The 19,009-nt window shown below is 45.5% G+C and carries 20 protein-coding genes; 13 read left to right on the top strand and 7 right to left on the bottom strand.

Annotated features, from left to right (window positions below; translation table 11 throughout):
- Positions 1 to 10: 10 nt before the first annotated feature.
- The 3 genes from hemC to PFJ30894_RS02635 are packed head-to-tail and all read right to left on the bottom strand — an operon-like array spanning position 11 to position 2,823.
- Positions 11 to 931, bottom strand: coding sequence for a hydroxymethylbilane synthase (hemC, locus tag PFJ30894_RS02625; RefSeq protein ID WP_125669920.1), 921 nt, complete (start codon positions 929 to 931; stop codon positions 11 to 13).
- The gene (hemA, locus tag PFJ30894_RS02630) at positions 903 to 2,210 is read right to left on the bottom strand and encodes a glutamyl-tRNA reductase (protein WP_021718716.1); all 1,308 of its coding nucleotides are present in this window, start codon (positions 2,208 to 2,210) and stop codon (positions 903 to 905) included. Before hemA ends, hemC begins: the two co-directional genes overlap by 29 nt.
- On the bottom strand, positions 2,164 to 2,823 hold the full coding sequence (locus PFJ30894_RS02635) for a precorrin-2 dehydrogenase/sirohydrochlorin ferrochelatase family protein (protein ID WP_125668952.1): 660 nt from the start codon (positions 2,821 to 2,823) through the stop codon (positions 2,164 to 2,166). The genes hemA and PFJ30894_RS02635 overlap by 47 nt, the downstream gene beginning before the upstream one ends.
- A gap of 217 nt (positions 2,824 to 3,040) precedes the next feature.
- Here PFJ30894_RS02635 and PFJ30894_RS02640 point away from each other — a divergent pair, with 217 nt between their 5' ends.
- Positions 3,041 to 3,637: a DUF1847 domain-containing protein gene (locus PFJ30894_RS02640; protein WP_021718714.1), complete on the top strand. Its 597-nt coding sequence runs from the start codon at positions 3,041 to 3,043 to the stop codon at positions 3,635 to 3,637.
- 33 nt (positions 3,638 to 3,670) lie between these two features.
- Here the strand turns inward: PFJ30894_RS02640 and PFJ30894_RS02645 are convergent, their stop codons facing one another.
- Entirely contained in the window at positions 3,671 to 5,116 is a 1,446-nt protein-coding gene (locus PFJ30894_RS02645; protein WP_125668953.1) for an APC family permease, read from the bottom strand.
- A gap of 250 nt (positions 5,117 to 5,366) precedes the next feature.
- Between PFJ30894_RS02645 and dhaL the strand changes: the two genes are divergently transcribed.
- The 10 genes from dhaL to PFJ30894_RS02695 all read left to right on the top strand — a co-directional run bounded on the left by dhaL (position 5,367) and on the right by PFJ30894_RS02695 (position 14,438).
- On the top strand, positions 5,367 to 5,981 hold the full coding sequence (gene dhaL / locus PFJ30894_RS02650; protein WP_125668954.1) for a dihydroxyacetone kinase subunit DhaL: 615 nt from the start codon (positions 5,367 to 5,369) through the stop codon (positions 5,979 to 5,981).
- Between the two features lie 55 nt (positions 5,982 to 6,036).
- Positions 6,037 to 7,029, top strand: coding sequence for a dihydroxyacetone kinase subunit DhaK (locus PFJ30894_RS02655; RefSeq protein ID WP_021718707.1), 993 nt, complete (start codon positions 6,037 to 6,039; stop codon positions 7,027 to 7,029).
- A gap of 24 nt (positions 7,030 to 7,053) precedes the next feature.
- Positions 7,054 to 7,935 carry a 3-hydroxy-5-phosphonooxypentane-2,4-dione thiolase gene (gene lsrF, locus PFJ30894_RS02660; protein ID WP_021718706.1) on the top strand — a complete coding sequence of 294 codons (882 nt, stop codon included), beginning with the start codon at positions 7,054 to 7,056 and terminating at the stop codon, positions 7,933 to 7,935.
- Positions 7,932 to 8,249 (top strand): VOC family protein, encoded by a 318-nt coding sequence (locus PFJ30894_RS02665; RefSeq protein WP_021718705.1) that lies wholly within the window; start codon positions 7,932 to 7,934, stop codon positions 8,247 to 8,249. The genes lsrF and PFJ30894_RS02665 overlap by 4 nt, the downstream gene beginning before the upstream one ends.
- A 1-nt stretch (position 8,250) precedes the next feature.
- Entirely contained in the window at positions 8,251 to 9,168 is a 918-nt protein-coding gene (locus tag PFJ30894_RS02670; RefSeq protein WP_113077564.1) for a sugar-binding domain-containing protein, read from the top strand.
- 160 nt (positions 9,169 to 9,328) lie between these two features.
- Entirely contained in the window at positions 9,329 to 10,444 is a 1,116-nt protein-coding gene (locus PFJ30894_RS02675) for an acyltransferase (protein ID WP_021718702.1), read from the top strand.
- A gap of 89 nt (positions 10,445 to 10,533) precedes the next feature.
- The gene (locus PFJ30894_RS02680) at positions 10,534 to 11,541 is read left to right on the top strand and encodes an ABC transporter substrate-binding protein (protein WP_113077563.1); all 1,008 of its coding nucleotides are present in this window, start codon (positions 10,534 to 10,536) and stop codon (positions 11,539 to 11,541) included.
- Positions 11,542 to 11,689: 148 nt separating this feature from the next.
- Positions 11,690 to 12,688 carry an ABC transporter substrate-binding protein gene (locus PFJ30894_RS02685; protein WP_021718700.1) on the top strand — a complete coding sequence of 333 codons (999 nt, stop codon included), beginning with the start codon at positions 11,690 to 11,692 and terminating at the stop codon, positions 12,686 to 12,688.
- A gap of 70 nt (positions 12,689 to 12,758) precedes the next feature.
- On the top strand, positions 12,759 to 13,643 hold the full coding sequence (locus PFJ30894_RS02690; RefSeq protein WP_021718699.1) for an ABC transporter permease: 885 nt from the start codon (positions 12,759 to 12,761) through the stop codon (positions 13,641 to 13,643).
- A complete protein-coding gene (locus tag PFJ30894_RS02695) occupies positions 13,644 to 14,438 on the top strand; it encodes an ABC transporter ATP-binding protein (protein WP_021718698.1) in 795 nt (264 codons plus the stop codon).
- A gap of 50 nt (positions 14,439 to 14,488) precedes the next feature.
- Here the strand turns inward: PFJ30894_RS02695 and PFJ30894_RS02700 are convergent, their stop codons facing one another.
- Genes PFJ30894_RS02700 through PFJ30894_RS02710 form a run of 3 tightly spaced genes read right to left on the bottom strand, consistent with a single transcriptional unit; the run spans position 14,489 to position 16,751 of the window.
- Entirely contained in the window at positions 14,489 to 14,917 is a 429-nt protein-coding gene (locus PFJ30894_RS02700) for a rhodanese-like domain-containing protein (protein WP_125668955.1), read from the bottom strand.
- On the bottom strand, positions 14,910 to 15,365 hold the full coding sequence (locus tag PFJ30894_RS02705) for a winged helix-turn-helix transcriptional regulator (protein WP_113077560.1): 456 nt from the start codon (positions 15,363 to 15,365) through the stop codon (positions 14,910 to 14,912). The genes PFJ30894_RS02700 and PFJ30894_RS02705 overlap by 8 nt, the downstream gene beginning before the upstream one ends.
- A 12-nt stretch (positions 15,366 to 15,377) precedes the next feature.
- Positions 15,378 to 16,751, bottom strand: coding sequence for an FAD-dependent oxidoreductase (locus tag PFJ30894_RS02710; RefSeq protein WP_125668956.1), 1,374 nt, complete (start codon positions 16,749 to 16,751; stop codon positions 15,378 to 15,380).
- Between the two features lie 163 nt (positions 16,752 to 16,914).
- On the opposite strand from PFJ30894_RS02710, the gene PFJ30894_RS02715 reads away from it, so the two are divergent.
- Positions 16,915 to 17,727 (top strand): HAD-IIA family hydrolase, encoded by an 813-nt coding sequence (locus tag PFJ30894_RS02715; protein ID WP_125668957.1) that lies wholly within the window; start codon positions 16,915 to 16,917, stop codon positions 17,725 to 17,727.
- Positions 17,728 to 17,741: 14 nt separating this feature from the next.
- On the top strand, positions 17,742 to 18,977 hold the full coding sequence (locus tag PFJ30894_RS02720) for a Zn-dependent hydrolase (protein WP_125668958.1): 1,236 nt from the start codon (positions 17,742 to 17,744) through the stop codon (positions 18,975 to 18,977).
- Positions 18,978 to 19,009 lie beyond the last annotated feature (32 nt).

A 19,009-nucleotide genomic window follows, 5' to 3' on the forward strand; every position in this document is an offset into this window, starting at 1 on the left:
ATTTCTCTCCTTACATGATCTCGGCGAGGATTGCACGGCCGCCCTGATCTAACATTTTATTGCCAAGTTCTTTTCCAAGTTCTGCAGCGTTTACAGCCTGGCCTCTGATCGTATCGCGTAAAACAGTGCTTCCGTCCAGAGATGCGATGATTGCTTCAATAGATACAGCATCTCCTTCAGTGACAGCATGTACACCAATAGGGACCTGGCAGCCGCCCTCAATGAGCCCTAAAAAAGCACGTTCGGCATCAGTAGCCTGTTTGGTAGGCTGGTCATTTAAAAAATTAAGCATAGCTCTTACTTCTGTATTATCGGTGCGGCATTCGATTGCCAAAGCGCCTTGTCCAACTGCGGGTAAGCAGAAATTATGGGGGATTATTTCTCTGATCCGATCGGTATATCCGAGACGAGTCAATCCTGCCGCAGCAAGGATTATAGCATCCATTTGGCCGTCGTCAAGCTTCCGCAGACGCGTATCGACGTTGCCTCGTAAATCTACGATTTTCAGATCCGGGCGTGCTGCCAAAAGCTGGGCTTTGCGGCGCAGACTGGAAGTACCCAGAACTGCTCCCTGCGGAAGTGTTTCGATAGAAGCATATTTATTGCTGACAAAAGCGTCGCCGGCATTAGCCCGCTTGGTAACCGCTGTCAGGCACAGGCCTTCCGGCAGAATAGTAGGCATATCTTTCAGACTGTGGACGGCAAGATCGATCTCACCTTCTAGAAGAGCAGTTTCCAGTTCCTTGGTAAAAAGTCCCTTGCCGCCGATTTTGGCCAGCGGTACATCAAGGATACGGTCTCCCTTGGTAATGATTTTTTTTAAAGTTACAGTACATTCCGGATATTGCCTGCGCAGCAGGTCGGCAATATGATTGCTTTGCCACAGAGCCAGCAGGCTCTGTCTAGTCCCAATAATCAAATTTGTTTTCATCACCTATATAGTCCTCTCCCGAATCGTTGAGTAAAAATAACTCGCAGATCATATCTCTGTAACGTTCTTCATCTGCCGTTCCGGCAGCACTGTTCATAGCTGTCATTGGTTCGCGCAGGAATTTGTGTTCCAGGCGCTGAGTCATGATATCGATGATACGGCGTTCTTTATCAGTAAGATTTGGCAGTTTGGCAAATGCCCGTTTTAAAACCTTCTGCCGCAGAAAATTCATTTTTTCATGCAGCTGAACCATTACAGGCCGCATCGTCAGATAGCGCAGCCGTTCTTTCAGTGCCGTTATTTCTTCGTCAATAATTGCTTCAGCCACCTTGGCTTCAGAAGATCGGAAATTCTTATTCATATCGACAACGCCTTCCAGATCGTCGATATTATACAGGGTAACGCCTTCTATATCTCCAACCAGAGGATCAACGTCACGGGGAACGGCAATATCAACTAAAATAAGCGGTTTGCCGCTGCGTTTAGGAATAATATCGCGTACACCCTGTTCTGTTATAACATAGTGAGGCGCTCCTGTAGAAGTGATAATGATATCAGAGGTTATCGCCTGATGCATAAATTCGTTATACGGGATCGCAGTACCGTTAAATTTTTCTGCCAGTTCTTGAGCGTGAGACAGATTACGGTTACTGACAAAGATAGTTTTAGCGCCTTTATCAATCAAATGGCGGGCGGTCAGTTCACTCATTCTGCCGGCACCCAATACTAAAATATTGGCTTTAGTCAGATCGCCGACAACGTCGATAGCCAGATCTACCGCGGCGGAAGAAACAGAAACAGAACTGTAGGCGATCTTTGTTTCTGTACGTACACGCTTGCCGACGGCGATAGCACGATTAAATAAGGTGTTGAACAAAGTGTCTGTCATACCGCAGCTGCGGGACAGATGATATGCATTTTTAATCTGGCTCAGGATCTGGCCTTCCCCGATGATGAGTGAGTCAAGGCTGGAAGCGACTTTAAACAGATGACGGACGCAATTAATGCCGGTCAGATTATAGAAATAGTCGGGTTTATATTGCTCGCCTGCCAGATGGCGCAGCAAAGTACGGATAAAATGTAATCCGGCAGCAGGATCTTCCAGCACCATATAAAGTTCAGTACGGTTGCAGGTTGAAAGTAAAACTGCTTCGTTGAGGTTGTCGTTATTGCGCAGCCGGCGCAGCACACGAACCGTTCTATCCTGTGAAAAATTGAAACGTTCACGGATCTCAACGGGGGCTGTTTTGTGATTCAAGCCTAAAACGATTAGCTGCATCAGTAATGATCTCCTTTGCTTGGTCAAGCCTACCTGCATGAAGCAGGCCGATGACGGATTGGTTTAAAGTCTGACGCCAGAAAGCAGTACGCTTTTCAGGTGTAGTAGCTATTGTTTTCAGTTCTCGTCGAAGCTGTTGTAAGAATTCGTTGAATTCGGCAAAATCAGAGCCATAATATGCCCTAAGGTCCTGTGACAGTACCCGCGTCAAAGCGGGCATACCTCCGGTAGACAGAGTAAATGTCAAAGCCCCGTTTTTTACGGTTGAAGGCACACTGAAGTTACCTAATGACGGTTCTGTAACAACATTACAGAGACAGGGTGCAGCAGCAGCGATTTTTCTATTGATATGAAAATCGTCGGTTGCTGCAATCGTTACAAAAGCATCAATGAGATCGTTGTCTGCATAAGCGCGCAGTTCCAGCTGCAGCAGTCCGGTCTTTGCTAAAGTCAACAGCTGCGGATCAGCCGCAGGTGCGATTACAGTCAGGTCCGCACCTGCTTCGATCAATGGCAGCGCTTTACGGACGGCTACTTTACCACCGCCGATAATGACACATTTTTTATTTTTTAAGTCCAGCATGGCCGGATAAGAAAAAGAATTCTGCTGCATGTTTACCTGCTTATAAAAATAGATTTTACGTAAGGATAAATGTTGAAAAATACAACAACTATAATATCATAAATTAGGATTTATTTCCAGTTAAAAGAGTGTTGCAGAGCAGGAAACCAGAGCTGTTGCTTGCTATATTAAAATTAGAAAAAGGATTTGCTGTTTGAGCGGCGAATACTTACAGATAAACACCAGCCTATGATAGGAGGAATGACTTATGAACTGTGCTTTTTGCCCTCATCACAAATGTTATACCAGCGGTCAGAACTGTACTCGTCTGACTCATGAAGAAATCAGCGAGTATTATACCGACGAAGATAAAAAAATGATGCGAGCGTCGTCTGCGACAGAGAGCCGCAATTATTTGAAAATGACACGGTTGGAAGAAAGCGTATTTTTCGCTAAAGAGATGGGTGTAAAAAAAGTCGGGATAGCCTTTTGCATCGGTTTAGCCAATGAAGCTCATTTTTGTGCCCAGTATTTTAAGAATGAAGGGCTGGATGTTCAATCAGTATGCTGCAAAGTCTGTTCCGTCGATAAAGATCTGCTGGAACTGGAAAAAATCAAACCCGGACAGCGTGAAGCTATGTGCAATCCTAAAGTTCAGGCCCGCCTGCTGAATGAAGGCGGTACAGAATTGAATTTTATCGTAGGGCTTTGCGTAGGTCACGATATGCTTTTTACCATGGAATCCAAAGTGCCGGTTTCCAGTATAATTACTAAGGACAGGGTTTTAGCAAATAATCCTGCAGGGGCGGTTTATTCACGTTACTGGCGCCGTAAGCTGGGAATTTTGGAAGAAGGCACTGTTTGACTGCCATGTAAATATTGTTTAAGGACTGCCGTTTTAACGGCAGTCCTTATTTTTTTTATAAAGATGCAGGCTAAGATGCAGGCTTTTAACTAGCAGCCCCAAAGCAGTCCATCCTGTCAGCAGCAGGTATTCAGTTTTACTCAGCGAAGCAGAGGTACCGGGCAGCAGCATGGCAGCAATAATGAGAAAACTGACGCAGCATGCAGCACTGATACCCGCTTTGCCGCCAGGGACTTTGTAGGGGCGGTATAGATTTGCTTCGCTGCTGCGCATTTTATAACAGGCCAGACTGACCATCATACAGGAGAACATGAAGGTCAGGGCAGCAACATTTGTCAGAGGCAGCAGCATATTGCTTCCCAGGAAAGGGGCGAGAACGATACTTGTGCTGAGCAGAATATGTGTAGATTTGGCAATAGCCTGAGAGTGGTCGGAGGGGCTGAAGGCTGCAGGCAGTTGTTTTTTTCGGGCCATAGCCAGTAAAATCCTGGAGGATGAGGCATAAAAGGAGTTCATAGGACCCAATGCTCCCAAAACAGTTATGCAGAGCATGAGAAAGTATAAATTAAAATTGATGTGCTTAAGACAGGCAAGAGCTGCCAAAGGCTGTTTGACAAAACTTGTCCAGGGGATAAGACTGCTGAAAGCTGCTATGCAGATAATGTAAAAGGTAGCTGCAGATAAAAGTGCAAGGCTGATAATTCTGCCGAATTTGTGCCAGTCTAAGCCCTGAGCAGCTTCTTCTGCCTGCTGCGGGATAGTGTCAAACCCGGTATAGAAAAAAGGCGTTACTGTAAGCAGGGCAAAAATACCGGTCCAGAGAGAGGTGGCCTGAGTATGTGCTGTCGACTCATTGACCGGAAGAAAAAGCGGTTGCCAGTTTGCAAGACTGCCTTTGTCAAAAGCACTGATAATGGCCAGCAGTAATCCTGCGAGCAGCGCTTTAGTCAGGAAAGACTGGGCTTTAGCTGCTGCTTTTGGGCCGTGCAGATTTTGTCTGATGATAAATCCTGAAAGGCAAAGCGCTATCAGTACTGGGAAAAGGTATACATCGGCACCTAAAATGCTGTAGAGCCTGATTGAACGCAGCCATGGAAACATATCTCCGAACAGGGTTCCAAAAAGGGTGGAGACAGCAATCGTTTCCCATGGACACATGATAATATTACTTAGCAGCAGCAGCCAGCCTGTAATAAAAGATACTGTTTTACCGTAGGTGCGGTCAACATATTCTATTACCCCGCCGTCAATAGGCAGAGCGCTTGTAAGCTCTCCGAATACAGCTCCGATAGGCAGTAAAAGCAGCGCCCCCAGTAAAAATGCCAGCATGGCCGGAATGGGTCCTCCGCTGATGATGATCCATTCGCCGACTAAAAAAATCCAGCCGGTACCGATGATCGCACCGAACCCGATTGTAAAAAAATTCCAGAGCGTCAATGTCTTTGATATATTCTTTTGTTTGACAGAGTCAACGGACATAAAAAAGTCCCCTTACATAAATTTTCAGGAATAAAAATGATAATAATTTTAGTTTATACTTTTAAAGTATATAGTGCGGCTAACACTGCTTGTTTAATCGTTTACAATAATGCCTGATAAAAGCTTTCTAAAATTACAAATTCTGCCAGAAGTTATAATGTGAAAATGTCGCAAATTGTCTGAAAATTAATTTACAAATGTTCTGACAAATGTTAAAATTACGGTAAATACATTTGTGAGGTGATCGGAAATGCTGACTTTGCCTTTACTTAGAAAAATGCTGAATCGTGCTGGTACAGAGCTGAAAGCTAACAGTAAATATTTATGTGAGCTTGACAGTGTGGCTGGCGACGGTGATCATGGAATCACTATTGGCAGAATGGCTGATGTGATGAAAGAAAAAACAGAAGATACTACTATTGATACGATGAGGGTCTTGCTGGATGAGCTGGGCGACGCTTTTATGGGTATCAACGGCGGCAGCGCCGGACCGCTTTGGGGTACGGTGTTTACAGGGATGGCCGAAGGAATCGACGATCAGGCTGAACTGACTGACTTGGAGCTGCGGAAAATGTTTACGCAGGCCAAAGAAGATTTTATGGATATTTCCAAAGCAAAGCCCGGTGATAAGACTATGGTCGATGCGCTGTATCCGGCTATCGATGCCATTATTGAAACACAGGGAAACTTAAAAGAAATCATGACAGCTGCGGCTGCAGCTGCTGACGCTGGTGCGGAACAGACCAGTACTATGGTTGCCAGATTCGGCCGCGCTAAAAATATGGGTGAGCGCAGTATCGGTACTAAAGATCCCGGTGCTGTATCAATAGCTATTTTATTCAACGGTATGGCGCAGGCCTTATAAAAGGCTTAATTTTCCGCAGGTGCGGAAACAAATAAAATTTTGGAGGTTGAAAAGCATGAAAAAATTTATTAACGATCCCGAAAATCTGACCAGTGAATTACTGGAAGGTCTGGCTCTTGCCAATAAGGATATCATCCATCTTGAAGATGGCAACCTGGTTGTAAATAATAAATTGAAAGATGCTGACCGCGTTACGATCGTCACTTTGGGTGGTACCGGCCATGAGCCTGCTATCAGCGGTTTTGTCGGCGAAGGTATGGTAGATATTTCCGTGGCTGGTAATGTTTTCGCCGCTCCTGGCCCGCAGGCCTGTATAGAAGCAATCAAAATGGCAGATAAAGGCCACGGTGTTTTGTTTGTTGTTTTGAATCATGCCGGCGATATGCTGACCGGTAATCTGACAATGAAACAGGTTAAAAAACTGGGATTGAACGTAATAAAAGTTGTTACGCAGGAAGATATAGCCAATGCTCCGCGCAGTAATGCTGACGATCGCCGCGGGTTAGTCGGTTGTGTGCCGTTGTATAAAATTGCCGGCGCAGCAGCTGCTGCAGGTAAGTCTTTGGAAGAGGTGGCCGCTGTTGCACAGAAATTTGCTGACAATATGGCTACGATCGCTGTTGCAGCTAAAGGCGCTACTCATCCGGCTACGGATATGGTCATTGCTCAGATCGAAGAAGGTAAAATGGAAATCGGCATGGGGCAGCATGGTGAAGGCGGCGGTGGCTTGACTGAAATGAAAACTGCTGATGAAACTGCAGCTATTATGATAGATGCCCTTCTGAGAGATTTGGATATCAAAAAAGGTGAAAAACTTTTGGTTATCGTTAACGGCGTTGGCGCTACTACGCTGATGGAACAACTGATCGTTTTCCGTAAATGCTGTCATTATCTGGCAGAAAAGGGTATTGAAGTTGTTGCCAATATTGTTGGTGAAGTGCTGACAGTACAGGAAATGGCCGGATTCCAGCTCTTTATTGCCCGTATGGATGATGAACTGCTCAAATATTGGAATGCACCCTGCCGCACCCCGTATTATAAAAACTAAAGTAATATTTTTAAGGAGATAAAAATGGCAGATAAAGACGGTAATATTATTGCTAAAGATTATGGTATCGGCATCAAGCCGCCCGCCCAGCACTTTCATGTAAAAGGTCATGAGAATGCCGGCTGGGGTATGAAGGCACGTCTGTCACAGATTTTTGCGGCTGACGGGCGCACAATCATGCTGGCGTTCGATCATGGTTATATCATGGGCAGTACAGCTGGTCTGGAAAGACTGGATCTGGTCATTCCGCCGCTGATGGATCATGCTGATTGTCTGATGGCGACTCGTGGTGCACTGAGAACCTGTATTCCAGCCGATAACCGCAAGGCGATTGCTTTGCGCTGCAGTGCAGACAGCTCTGTTTTGAAAGACGATATGAGTATGGGTGTCATTGGTACCGATATTGAGGAAGCTCTGCGCATGAACGCTTCCTGTATGGCCGTACAGTGCTTTATCGGTTCTGCTTCTGAAATTGCTTCCCTGCACAATCTTTCTTACTATATCAATAAAGGTGAACGTTATGGTATTCCCGTATTAGGTGTCGTCGCCGTTGGTAAAGAGATGGAACGTACCACGCGTTATTTTGCTTTAGCGACAAGGCTTTTGGCTGAACAGGGAGCACATATCATCAAGACCTATTACTGTGAAAATTTTGAGCAGATCACTGCTGCCTGTCCGGTCCCAATCGTCATTGCCGGTGGTAAAAAAGTTCCGGAACCGGAAGCTTTGGATATGGCTTACCGTGCTGTTAATGAAGGCGCAGCCGGTGTTGATATGGGGCGCAATGTTTTGCAGGCAGAATGTCCGAGTGCTATGCTGCAGGCGATTCGTATGGTTGTGCACGAAAATGTCAAACCTGAAGCTGCGTATAAGGCTTATCAAACATTGATGAAGGACGTGAAATGATGAAACAGTTTATGCATGTGGGAGTACCCACTGATAAAATCATGGAAGGCGCTGTTTATGCCGAAGCTATCAAGACATATATCGTAGCTCCTGAAACTAATGAATTCAATATTGAATACCTGCGTTTTGAGAAAGATACACCTTTGCCGAAAGAACTGCAGACTATGGTCCATGTTGCTTATAAGGTAGACGACCTGGATGAACAGGTAAAAGCAAATACTGTTGTTGTTGAGCCCTGGTTTGCCGATGAAAATACCCGCCTTGCTTTTATTATGAAGGACGGTATTTTAATGGAATTGATGGAAGTGAAATAAATTGCTGAGCGGCAAAGAACGAACTGATCTTGTCAACGTGGCCCGGCTCTATTATGAACAGGGGCTGACGCAGGATCAGGTCGCTAAGCGAATCGGAGTTTCCAGGCCGTTAGTGAGTAAGATGTTGACGCGTGCGCGCGAAGCAGGGATCGTACATATCGAGATCCGCAGTTCGACAGAAGGCGATGCTGCTTTGTTAGAGGCACTGCAAACAAGGTATGCCCTGCATGGAGGTATGGTTCTGCCGGTACAGGACTCAATGGAAGAAAATCTTAAAGCGGCTGCGGATTATCTGTCCGGTGAGCTTTTGTATGAACGTAATTTAGGATTGGGATGGGGGTATCTGTTGGGAGAAAGCATCAGTCTGCTGACGCAGCAATGTAACCGTCGGCAGCCTGGTGCTGTGCTGCCGCTGATCGGCAAGGCACATATCCCCAATAAAGGTTACCGTGTGGACGAACTGGCAGAAACGCTGGCCTCAGCTTGCGGCAGGCATGCTTATCGTCTTGCTGTACCGGCTTTTCCGGACAGTTTGGAAGAACGGCAGCAGTTTGAAACGACTGAAGCTTATTTGGAACTTGACGCTATGTGGCAGAAACTGGATGCTGCTCTTGTTGAGATCAGAGATTTTCCCAGTGTTCCTGATGAAGCAACGGCGACACGTTTTGGTGACAGTTTGAAACGTCAGCGGGCAGTCGGCAGCTTTTTGTCCTATTATTATAATGAGCGGGGCGAATTTATCAGTGGCGAAAATGATTTTGCTGTCAGGATTCCGTTAGGAACTTTGCGGCATTGTCCCAAAATTATCGGTTTAGCACTTGGTGCTGCGCCGAATGCCATAACAGGAGCTCTGAAAACAGGTTTATTTACGCATCTGCTGGTAACGGAAAGCACTGCGCGTAAAATTTTGGAGAAATGATATAAATGTTTTTACGCCTGTCCGGCGCTTTTGTACCGGACAGGCGTATTATTTTTGAACATTTTGTGTTCGAGAATGCTGTGGGGCTTAACAAATCTTGTTTTTGAGTTTATACTGTTTTTGAATAATTATCACAACAGTAAAGAAAGCTGGCAGGAAAATGCAGAAAAGCAATACAGTTTTGATTTTACGGGGATTTGTTGTTTTAGGTGTTATTTTGATGCACACAAGCTGGTTTTTCAGCAGCGGCGGCAGTGAAAATATGGTAGCACTTTCTTCAATGCTGCTGGAGGTGCTGTCATTGTTTGCAGTGCCGCTGTTTATGGCGATAGCGGGTTATTTGTTTACAGGACGTAATAAGCACGCTTACATTTACAGCGCTGCTTTTTTTAAGAAGATGCTGCTGTCGGTATTGTCGCCTTATTTGTTGTTTTCTACCCTCTATATAGTAACTGCTTTTGTTTTTGACGGTCATACATATACGCTGGGTGAAATAGTCGTTGATATGCTGACGGGAAGTGCTGCGGTGCATTTGGGATTTTTCAGGGCGCTGATCGGGTTCTATCTGGTGTATCCGTTTTTAATCAGGATTTTTACTAAATGCCGTGAGTCAGGCTGGCTGAAATACTATTTTGCTGCGGCAGCTGTTTTGCAGATCTCTTGGAAGGTGTTGAATAATATTCAGTTTGAGACTGTTTGGATCAGCTACCTGCTTATGGGGACAATGTTTCTGCGTTATCTTGTTTATTTTTCGCTGGGAATGGCGGCCTACTATTATAAAAAAGAATTTTTAGAGTGGATCGGCAGGAGTCGGAAATTTTTGGTTTGGCTGCTGATCATTTTTATTCCTTTAGTTACCGTATGCTGGTTGGAAAAGTACTATTGGAAGACCTATTATATTTTGGAGTTTATCTGTTTTCCGCTCAATATGTTTTTATATACGATTTTGATAGCGATGCTGTTTTATCATTCTGAGGATATTGATAGAAAAAATACCCTGCAAAAGCGGTTTGTGCTGTATTTGGGCAATTATTCGTTCGGTATTTTTCTTATCCATATCTTTTTTATGTATCTGTGTACTGAGTATCTGCTGCCTTTGCTGCAGATCACGCCTTCGATGCTGACTTTTTATCCGCTGCTGTTCGTTTTGATGCTGGTATTGAGTCTTGGGAGTATGGAAATACTGGCGCGGCTTCCTTTTCACGAGCTGCTGATAGGGAAGGTTGAACGCCGGCTGCTGCTGCGCAGAAAAAGCGGCAGAACTAATAGCTTATAAGTTTGATTTTTCTGATAATTGATGTTAGAATAACGATAATCTCAGTTTGGAATTGCCAGGCTGTAAGTAGAATTTTGTAGAATGGAAGGATGGTAGTAATGAACAGAAAGAATTTACGCAGTTTAGCTGCAGGTGTAGCTCTGCTGATGGCAGTAGGAGCTTTAGCTGGCTGCGGCGGCGAAAAGAAGGCTGACGACAGTAAAAAAATGGTAACGGTTGGTATTGCCCAGCTGGTAGAACATGGTGCATTGGATGCCGCCAATAAAGGCTTTGTGGCAGGTATGGCGTCTAAAGGCTTTAAAGAAAATGAAAATGTAAAATATGACCGGCAGAACGCACAGGCTGATCAGTCTAATCTGCAGAATATCGCACAGCGTTTTGTCAGTAATAAGGTGGATCTGATTTGTGCTATCGCTACGCCGACGGCTCAGACGATGGCTAATGCTACGAAAGATATACCCATTGTAGCGACGGCGGTTACCGATTATGAGGTAGCAAAGCTGGCTGCTTCTAATAACGAGCCGAAAGGCAATGTTACGGGAACCAGTGATATGAATCCGATTGACCAGCAGTTGGAGCTGCTTTTGAAGATAGCGCCGCAGACAAAAAATATTGGAACCGTGTACAGTTCCAGCGAAGTCAATTCACAGCTGCAGGTCGATGTTTTGAAAAAGCTGGCAGGTGATAAAGGCATCAATGTTATCGAAGCTACGGTTTCTACAGTTAATGATATCCAGCAGGCTGCGCATAGTCTGGTTGGTAAAGTCGATGCGGTTTATGTTCCGACCGACAATGTGATGGCTTCGTCAATGCCGACTTTGGTAGCAGTAACAGATGAAGCCCGGCTGCCTGTTATTTGCGGCGAAAGTGATCCGGTACGGGCTGGAGGTCTGGCTACTTTAGGTATTGATTATTATAAACTTGGTGAACAGACCGGCGTGATGGCTGCTGAGATCCTGAGCGGTAAGGGCAAACCTCAGACAATGCCTGTCCAGATGCAGAAAGAGTTTAAGGTCGTAGTGAACGAGACTACTGCCAAACGCAATGGGATTACGATTCCGCAGGATATTTTGGCTAAGGCTGAGATCGTAAAATAAAATACAAAACAGGGCTGGTTTGTTACGAAACAGCCCTGTTTTTATTGTTTTGTTTGTGTTTTGTGATAATAAATGATAGAATTATTCTATCCTTATATGTGTTCGTCAAGGATCAAAAGTGATACTGTAGAATGGAAGGATGGTTATTATGAACAAAAAAATGCGTGCTTTAGCAGCAGGCATTGCCCTGACTTTGTCTTTAGGACTTTTAGCGGGCTGCGGCGGCGAAAAAAAGGCTGCCGATAACAGTAAGAAAGTAGTAAATGTAGGTATTGTCCAACTAGTTGAACATGATGCTTTGGATGCCGCCAATAAAGGCTTTATAGCGGGAATGGCAGCTAAAGGCTTTAAAGAGAATGAAAATGTAAAATATGATCGGCAGAATGCGCAGGCAGATCAGTCTAACCTGCAGAATATCGCACAGCGTTTTGTCAGCAATAAAGTAGACTTGATCTGCGCTATCGCTACTCCAGCGGCCCAGACGATGGCCAATGCTACCAAGGATATTCCTATCGTAGCAACAGCGGTTACAGATTATGAGGCAGCAAAGCTGGTTGCTTCCAACAGTGAACCTAAAGGTAATGTTACAGGGACCAGCGATATGAATCCGATTAAAGAGCAGCTGGAACTGCTGCTTAAGTTAGTGCCTGGTGCTAAAACTATTGGTACGATCTATTGTTCCAGTGAAGTCAATTCACAGCTGCAGGCAGAGCTGCTGAAAAAATATGCGGCAGAGAAGGGCGTGCAGGTAGAGGAAGCGACTGTATCTAATGTCAATGATATCCAGCAGGCTGCTCAAAGTCTGGTCGGCAAAGTAGATGCTGTTTACGTGCCGACAGATAATGTGCTGGCTTCGGCAATGCCGACACTGGCCCAGGTAACTGAGCCGGCTAAACTGGCCGTAGTTTGCGGCGAGGGCGGGATGGTCATGGCCGGAGGCGTAGCTACTCTGGCGATCGATTATTATCAGTTGGGCGAACAAACAGGTGAAATGGCCGGCGATATTCTGAGCGGCAAGACTAAACCCCAGACAATGCCTATCCAGCTGCAGAAATCTTTTAAGGTCATTATCAACAAGGAAAATGCTGAAAAAATCGGTATTAAGATTCCCGAAGATCTGCTGAAGGCAGCAGAAAGCTCTAAATAAACAAGCGCGGGTTTCTCCTTGTTTCAGAGGAGAGACCCGTTTTTACGGATATATCACAGGAGGAAGATAGATGATAGACTTATTGATGCCAACGATAGCACAGGGACTTTTATGGGCGATCATGGCACTGGGCGTATATATAACTTACAGAGTTTTGGATATTGCTGATTTGACGGTGGAAGGAAGTTTTCCGCTGGGAGCTGCTGTAGCAGCTTCTTTACTAGCTGGCGGATATTCTCCGTGGCTGGCTTTTGGTGCGGCGATGCTGGCTGGTATGCTGGCTGGCGTTGCGACCGGACTTTTACATACTAAGCTCAAAATACCGGCTCTGCTGGCCGGCATTTTGACGATGATCGCTTTATATTCTGTCAATCTGCGTGTAATGGGTAAGGCTAACTTGTCGCTGCTGCGTGTAGATACAGTATTTTCCATTATGCGTGATATTGGTGGTTTCAGTAATGCTCAGGCTGTATTGTGTGTGGGTATCGTCAGCTCACTTTTGATCGGAGGTTTGATTTATTGGTTTTTTGGTACGGAAATAGGAGCGGCTATTCGTGCTACAGGCTTTAACCCGCAGATGATCAGGGCGCAGGGCGTGGATACTAATTTTACGATCATTCTCGGGCTGCTGATAAGTAATGCCCTGGTAGCTTTGAGCGGTGCTTTAGTAGCACAGAATAATGGTTTTGCCGACGTCGGAATGGGTACAGGCACGATCGTTATCGGTCTGGCTTCAGTCATTATCGGTGAGGTACTGTTTGGTACCCGCAGCTTTAAAAACTGTATCATCAGCGTTGTGCTGGGCTCTATCGTTTATCGTCTGGTTATTGCCGCTGTACTGCAGATGGGAATGCCGCCAAACGATCTGAAGCTGTTTACAGCTATTCTGGTAGCGTTTGCTTTGTCGCTGCCGCTTATTAAAAGTAAGCTTGGTCTGCGAAAGGCGGTGAAATAAATGCTGCGTGTTGAAAATATCTGTAAGACATTTTTTGCAGGAACAATCAATGAGAAAAAAGCTCTGCAGGGTTTATCGCTGCATTTGAAACCGGGTGATTTTGTAACGGTCATCGGCGGTAATGGCGCCGGTAAGTCGACTTTGATGAATTCTATTGCCGGAGTTTTTCCAATCGACAGTGGAAAGATCATTATTGACGGTAATGATATTACAAAAACGCCGGAACATAAACGGGCCAAATATATTGGGCGTGTCTTCCAGGATCCGATGATGGGTACTGCTGCGGGGATGATGATCGAAGAAAATCTTGCTATTGCCGCCAGACGGGGTAAAACGCCTGGATTAAAATGGGGCTTGGACAGCGATAATCAGACTTGGTTCAGCGAATTGCTGCAGGAGCTGGATCTGGGTCTGGAAAACAGAATGACTGCTAAAGTCGGGCTGCTTTCCGGCGGCCAGAGGCAGGCGTTAACGCTGCTGATGGCAACGCTGATCAAACCAAAGCTGCTGTTGTTAGATGAACATACGGCAGCCCTGGATCCGAAAACAGCTGCTAAAGTTCTGGCTTTGACGGAACGGATCGTTAACAGGGATCATTTGACGACGCTGATGATTACTCATAATATGCGTGACGCCTTGCGCTGCGGCAACAGGCTGATCATGCTGCATAACGGACGGGTAATTATTGATGTCGAAGGTGAAGAAAAGTCGCGTTTGACGATTCCTGATCTTTTGAAGATGTTTGAGCAGGCCAGCGGTGATATGCTGGACAGTGACAGACTGCTGCTCAGTTAAATAAAGTAAAATAAAAGGCGGGTTCTTAATGAACCCGCCTTTTACTTTACTTATTTTTCCAAACCATAGGTCCAGGAGCTGACTGCTCCTAAGTCATAAATTTTTGCATAGCCTAATGAAATCAGGGTATCTGCAGCGATTGCACTGCGTCTGCCGCTGCGGCAGTATACCACTATTTCAGTATTTTTATCCTGCGGCAACTGATCGGATTTTACTTTGATTTCATCAAAAGGAATCAAAAGACTGCCGGGAATATGCCCGGCTGCATATTCGTCAGGGGTGCGAACATCAATAACAGTAATCTTATCACCTTTATCAAGACGTTCTTTGACCTGAGACGCAGTTATTGGCTGATAGCTTCCTGATGAAGCAGTATCACTGCTGGGGCTCATAGCCTGTAAAGGACAGGCGCCGTTGTTGTAGAACCAAAGCCCGACTGCTGCAATGATGCAAAGTGCGAAGATACTCCATTTACTCATGCTGATGCTCCTTTTCTTCGGCGGCAACTACTGCTAATTGATCTTCAGCAACAGTTTGCTGGCAATGGGGACAATAGTAATGTGTTTCTACAGTATGATTACAGCTTTTATGGATCAGGCGTTTATAGCAGGTAGTAAGATGTTTTTCACCCCAAAGCACCAGGCTGTTAAAAACGATATTCAAATCCTCGCCAGCAGGTGTAAGTGTATAACGGTAGCGGGGCGGATGCTTCTGGTATAAATCGCTGCTGATCAGTCCGTCGGCTTCAAGCGCTTTCAGGCGGCTGGAAAGCAGATTGCTGGCAATCTGGCCTTCCAGGCTGTTGTAAATCTCTTTATAGGTCTGGTGTCCGCTCATAATACCATGCAGAATGAGAAGAGACCATTTGTCGCCGATAATATTGAGTGCTTGAGCGATATTACATTGAAAGGGATATTGCTGACTCATAAAAATACTCCTTTAATCTAAAGTTGAAAACAAATCATTTAAAAATTCGCTCATAGAAGGATGTGTATAAATATTATCCCGCAGAACGGTATAATCCAGGTCGGCCTTCATTGCCAGTTGGACGATATTGATGATTTCCGAGGCTTCGCTGCAGAAAAATGCCGCACCGAGGATTTTGTTGCTTTCAGCATCAACAATAGCCTTCAGGTAACCTGAAGTGCTGCCAAACAGGCGAGCCCTGGGACTGGCTGCTTCTGCGATTTTGGCAACTTTGATCTTATGGCCGGACAGCAGTGCTTCTGCTTCACTGAGGCCGACGCGTGCAAAGGTAGGGTCTAGAAAAACGGAATAGGCGACAGGCGGCCGGTTAGCTGTTGTACGGTCGTTTTGACCGAAAAGCTGCTCTTTAATAATGCGGAAGTCATCCAGGGAGATGTAAGTGAACTGCAGTCCGCCTTTAACGTCACCAAGCGCCCAGATATGAGGGACGGTTGTCTGCAGTAATTCATTGACGATGATTTCGCCGCGTTCATTTACGGCAACGCCGGCGGCTTCAAGATTAAGGCTTGCTGTGCTTGCTTTGCGTCCTGTGGCTACCAATACAGCGTCAGCTGGAATTTTAACGGACATACCGCTGCTGCGCTCAAGATAGCTGACAGTAGTCAATTCGTTTTCGTCGGTTATTTCATCGACCTGTGCATTAAAGATAAAGCGAACGCCCAGCTCTTCCAAACGTGTTTGGATAACATTGGCAATATCGCGGTCTTCACGCGGGATGAAGGTATTGCCGTATTCCAGAACAGTGACCATGGAGCCATAATTAGCATACATGGCGGCAAATTCCAGACCGATATAGCCGCCGCCGATGATAACCAGTCTTTGTGGCAGGGTGCTGAGTTCCATTAAAGTAGTACTGGTATAAACACGCTTGCTCAGCTGTAAGCCTGTGATCGGAGGAATGACCGGTTCAGAACCGGTATTTATAAAAATTTTTTCGCCGTATAAAGATATTTTTCCGTCCGGCAACTGGACTTCTACCGTATGGTCAGTCTGAAAACGGGCGGCACCGGTATAAATATCTGCAGCTGCAGCGACATTATCATAGTTTTTCTGACGCAAAAGCGCAGTTAAAGTATTTTTTTCACGAATGGCAGCAGCATAAAAATTATTTTTTTCAGAATAATCTGCCTGCTGATTTTTTTTAGCGTCAGCTGCAGTATGGATGAGTTTTTTTGTAGGAATACAGCCGATGTTTATGCAGGTACCGCCGTACATCAGCGGAGATTTTTCAATAACAGCTGTTTTGATTCCTTTTTTGCCGAGGGCAGCTGCCAGTGTTTTTCCACCTTTGCCAAAGCCGATGATCAATGCGTCATATTTTTTCATAAGTTAAACACGCTCCTTTACTGTTCTTATTTTAGTTTAACACTAAAAGAATAAAAAAACAAGTAACTTTAAAAAATAAAGTCTAAATAAAGCGGGAAAAATTTTACCTCAACAGTAAAATACTATATAATAAACATATGATTATGAATTATAGGAGCTTGGCATGACTGATCAAAAACAATGTGCAAAACTTAAAAATATCAAGTGTTTTTTGTTTGATATGGATGGTACGATTAATTTAGGCAATACATTAATCCCGGGGATGGATGTATTTTTTCAGAAATTACGTGCCGCAGAACGTGATTTTTATCTGGTAACTAATAATTCCTCCAAAGGACACGAGCATTATGTGGAAAAAATGGGGCGGATGGGGATACAGGTAACTCGTGATAATGTTTTGATATCCTCGGATGCTTTTGTTTATTATATGCAGCAGCTTCGGCCGGCGGCCAGATTATTTGTTTTAGGGACGGAACAGCTGAAGAAAACTATTCGTGAGGCAGGCTTTACCATAACGACGACACTGGAAGAAGGTACTGATTTCGTTGTGGTTGGGTTTGATATGTCTTTGAATTACGAAACACTGACTATTGCCTGCAGACTTATCGACAGGGGCGTGCCTTATGTAGCAACGCACCCGGATGTACGCTGCCCGATCGAAGGCGGAGAATTTATTCCCGATTGCGGGGCCATGATCGAGCTGATTAAAACTGCTACAGGGAAGGCCCCGCAGCAGATTTTAGGCAAGCCCTATCACTATATGATCGATGTTATTACAGCCAGGACAGGCTATAAACGGGAAGAAATTGCCATGGTTGGCGACCGTTTATCGACAGATATTGCTTTTGGGCTCAATAACGGTGTTTTATCAATACTGGTTCTGACCGGCGAGGCAACTTTAGCTGACGTGGAGCATGGCAGCATCAAGCCTGATATTATTTTGAATCACGCTTCAGAGCTGGCTGACTATTTTTAAAGTGAGAGATTTTTATGGCGATACAATATGAGCGGATTAAGAAAACTATAGCTGATTTGGCTGCTTACGGAACATTACCGCAGGGTGGGACGACGCGTCTTTCCTATACGGCAGAGTATTTGGCGGCGCAGGCTTTTTTGCAGCGGGAAATGCTGGAGTCGGGCATGCTGGCAGAGGTAGACCCGATTGGGAATCTGATTGGGACTTATGTGGGACGAGATCCTGAACTGACTGCCGTCATGAGCGGTTCACACCTCGATACCGTACCGGCAGGCGGAAATTTTGACGGAGCTTTGGGTATCGTCGCAGCACTGGAATGTGTGCGCAGCTGGCAGGAAGAGGGCTATCGCCCGAAACGAACAGTACAGGTAATTGCGACGATCGAAGAAGAGTGCACAGCTTTTGGTATGGCTTGCTTTGGCGTACGTGTACGCGGAGGCGAATTTAAAAAACAGAAGCCGGAGTCTATCGTGCATTTGACAGGCGGCTCCCTGGCCGAATGTCTACAGGCAGCCGGACTACCGCATAGCGCGTTGCAGGATGCCGCAGTAGGGTTTCAGGATCTGGCGGCTTTTGTAGAACTGCATATCGAACAGGGCGCTGATTTGGAGGAACGTGGCCTGACCTGCGGGGCGGTGACTGCTATTGTAGGCTACGATAGATTATTCCTGACTTTACATGGAGAAGCTAACCATGCCGGGACTACTAGCATGAGGCGCCGCAGAGATGCTTTGGCTGCGGCAGCGGAAGTCATTTTAGGAGTCAAGGAGCTTGCTGAAGCTGATAACAGGTTCGTAGCTACCGTGGGTCAGTTGAATGTCGCTCCCAATGCTGTGAACATCGTGCCTGGAAAAGTGCAGCTTGCTATTGAAACAAGGGCTGCTGACGATAGGGTTTTAGCAGAGGTTAGTGCAAAGATCATGAGTTTACTAGAGCGGACGGCGAGTAAAAGCGGTGTCGTGATTACAAAGGAGAATGATTTTCATGTGGCTGCTGTACCGTTGTCAGAGTCAGTCAGGAAAGTTATTGAGCAGTCTGCGGCTGAGTGCGGTGTCAGTTTTCAGGCCATGCCCAGCTGGGCAGGACATGATGCACAGATTTTTGCAGCAAGCGGCGTACCTACAGGAATGATTTTTGTACCAAGTATAAATGGTGTCAGCCATTCCAAAGAAGAGAGCAGTGATTTTCAGTCTGTTACTCAGGCAGTAAAAGTACTGGAAAAAACTTTAAAGACTTTAGCTGAAGTCTGAAATATATATAACTGAACGGTTAGGAAAGTGAG

This window comes from Phascolarctobacterium faecium (genome assembly GCF_003945365.1).
GTDB classification, from domain to species: domain Bacteria; phylum Bacillota; class Negativicutes; order Acidaminococcales; family Acidaminococcaceae; genus Phascolarctobacterium; species Phascolarctobacterium faecium.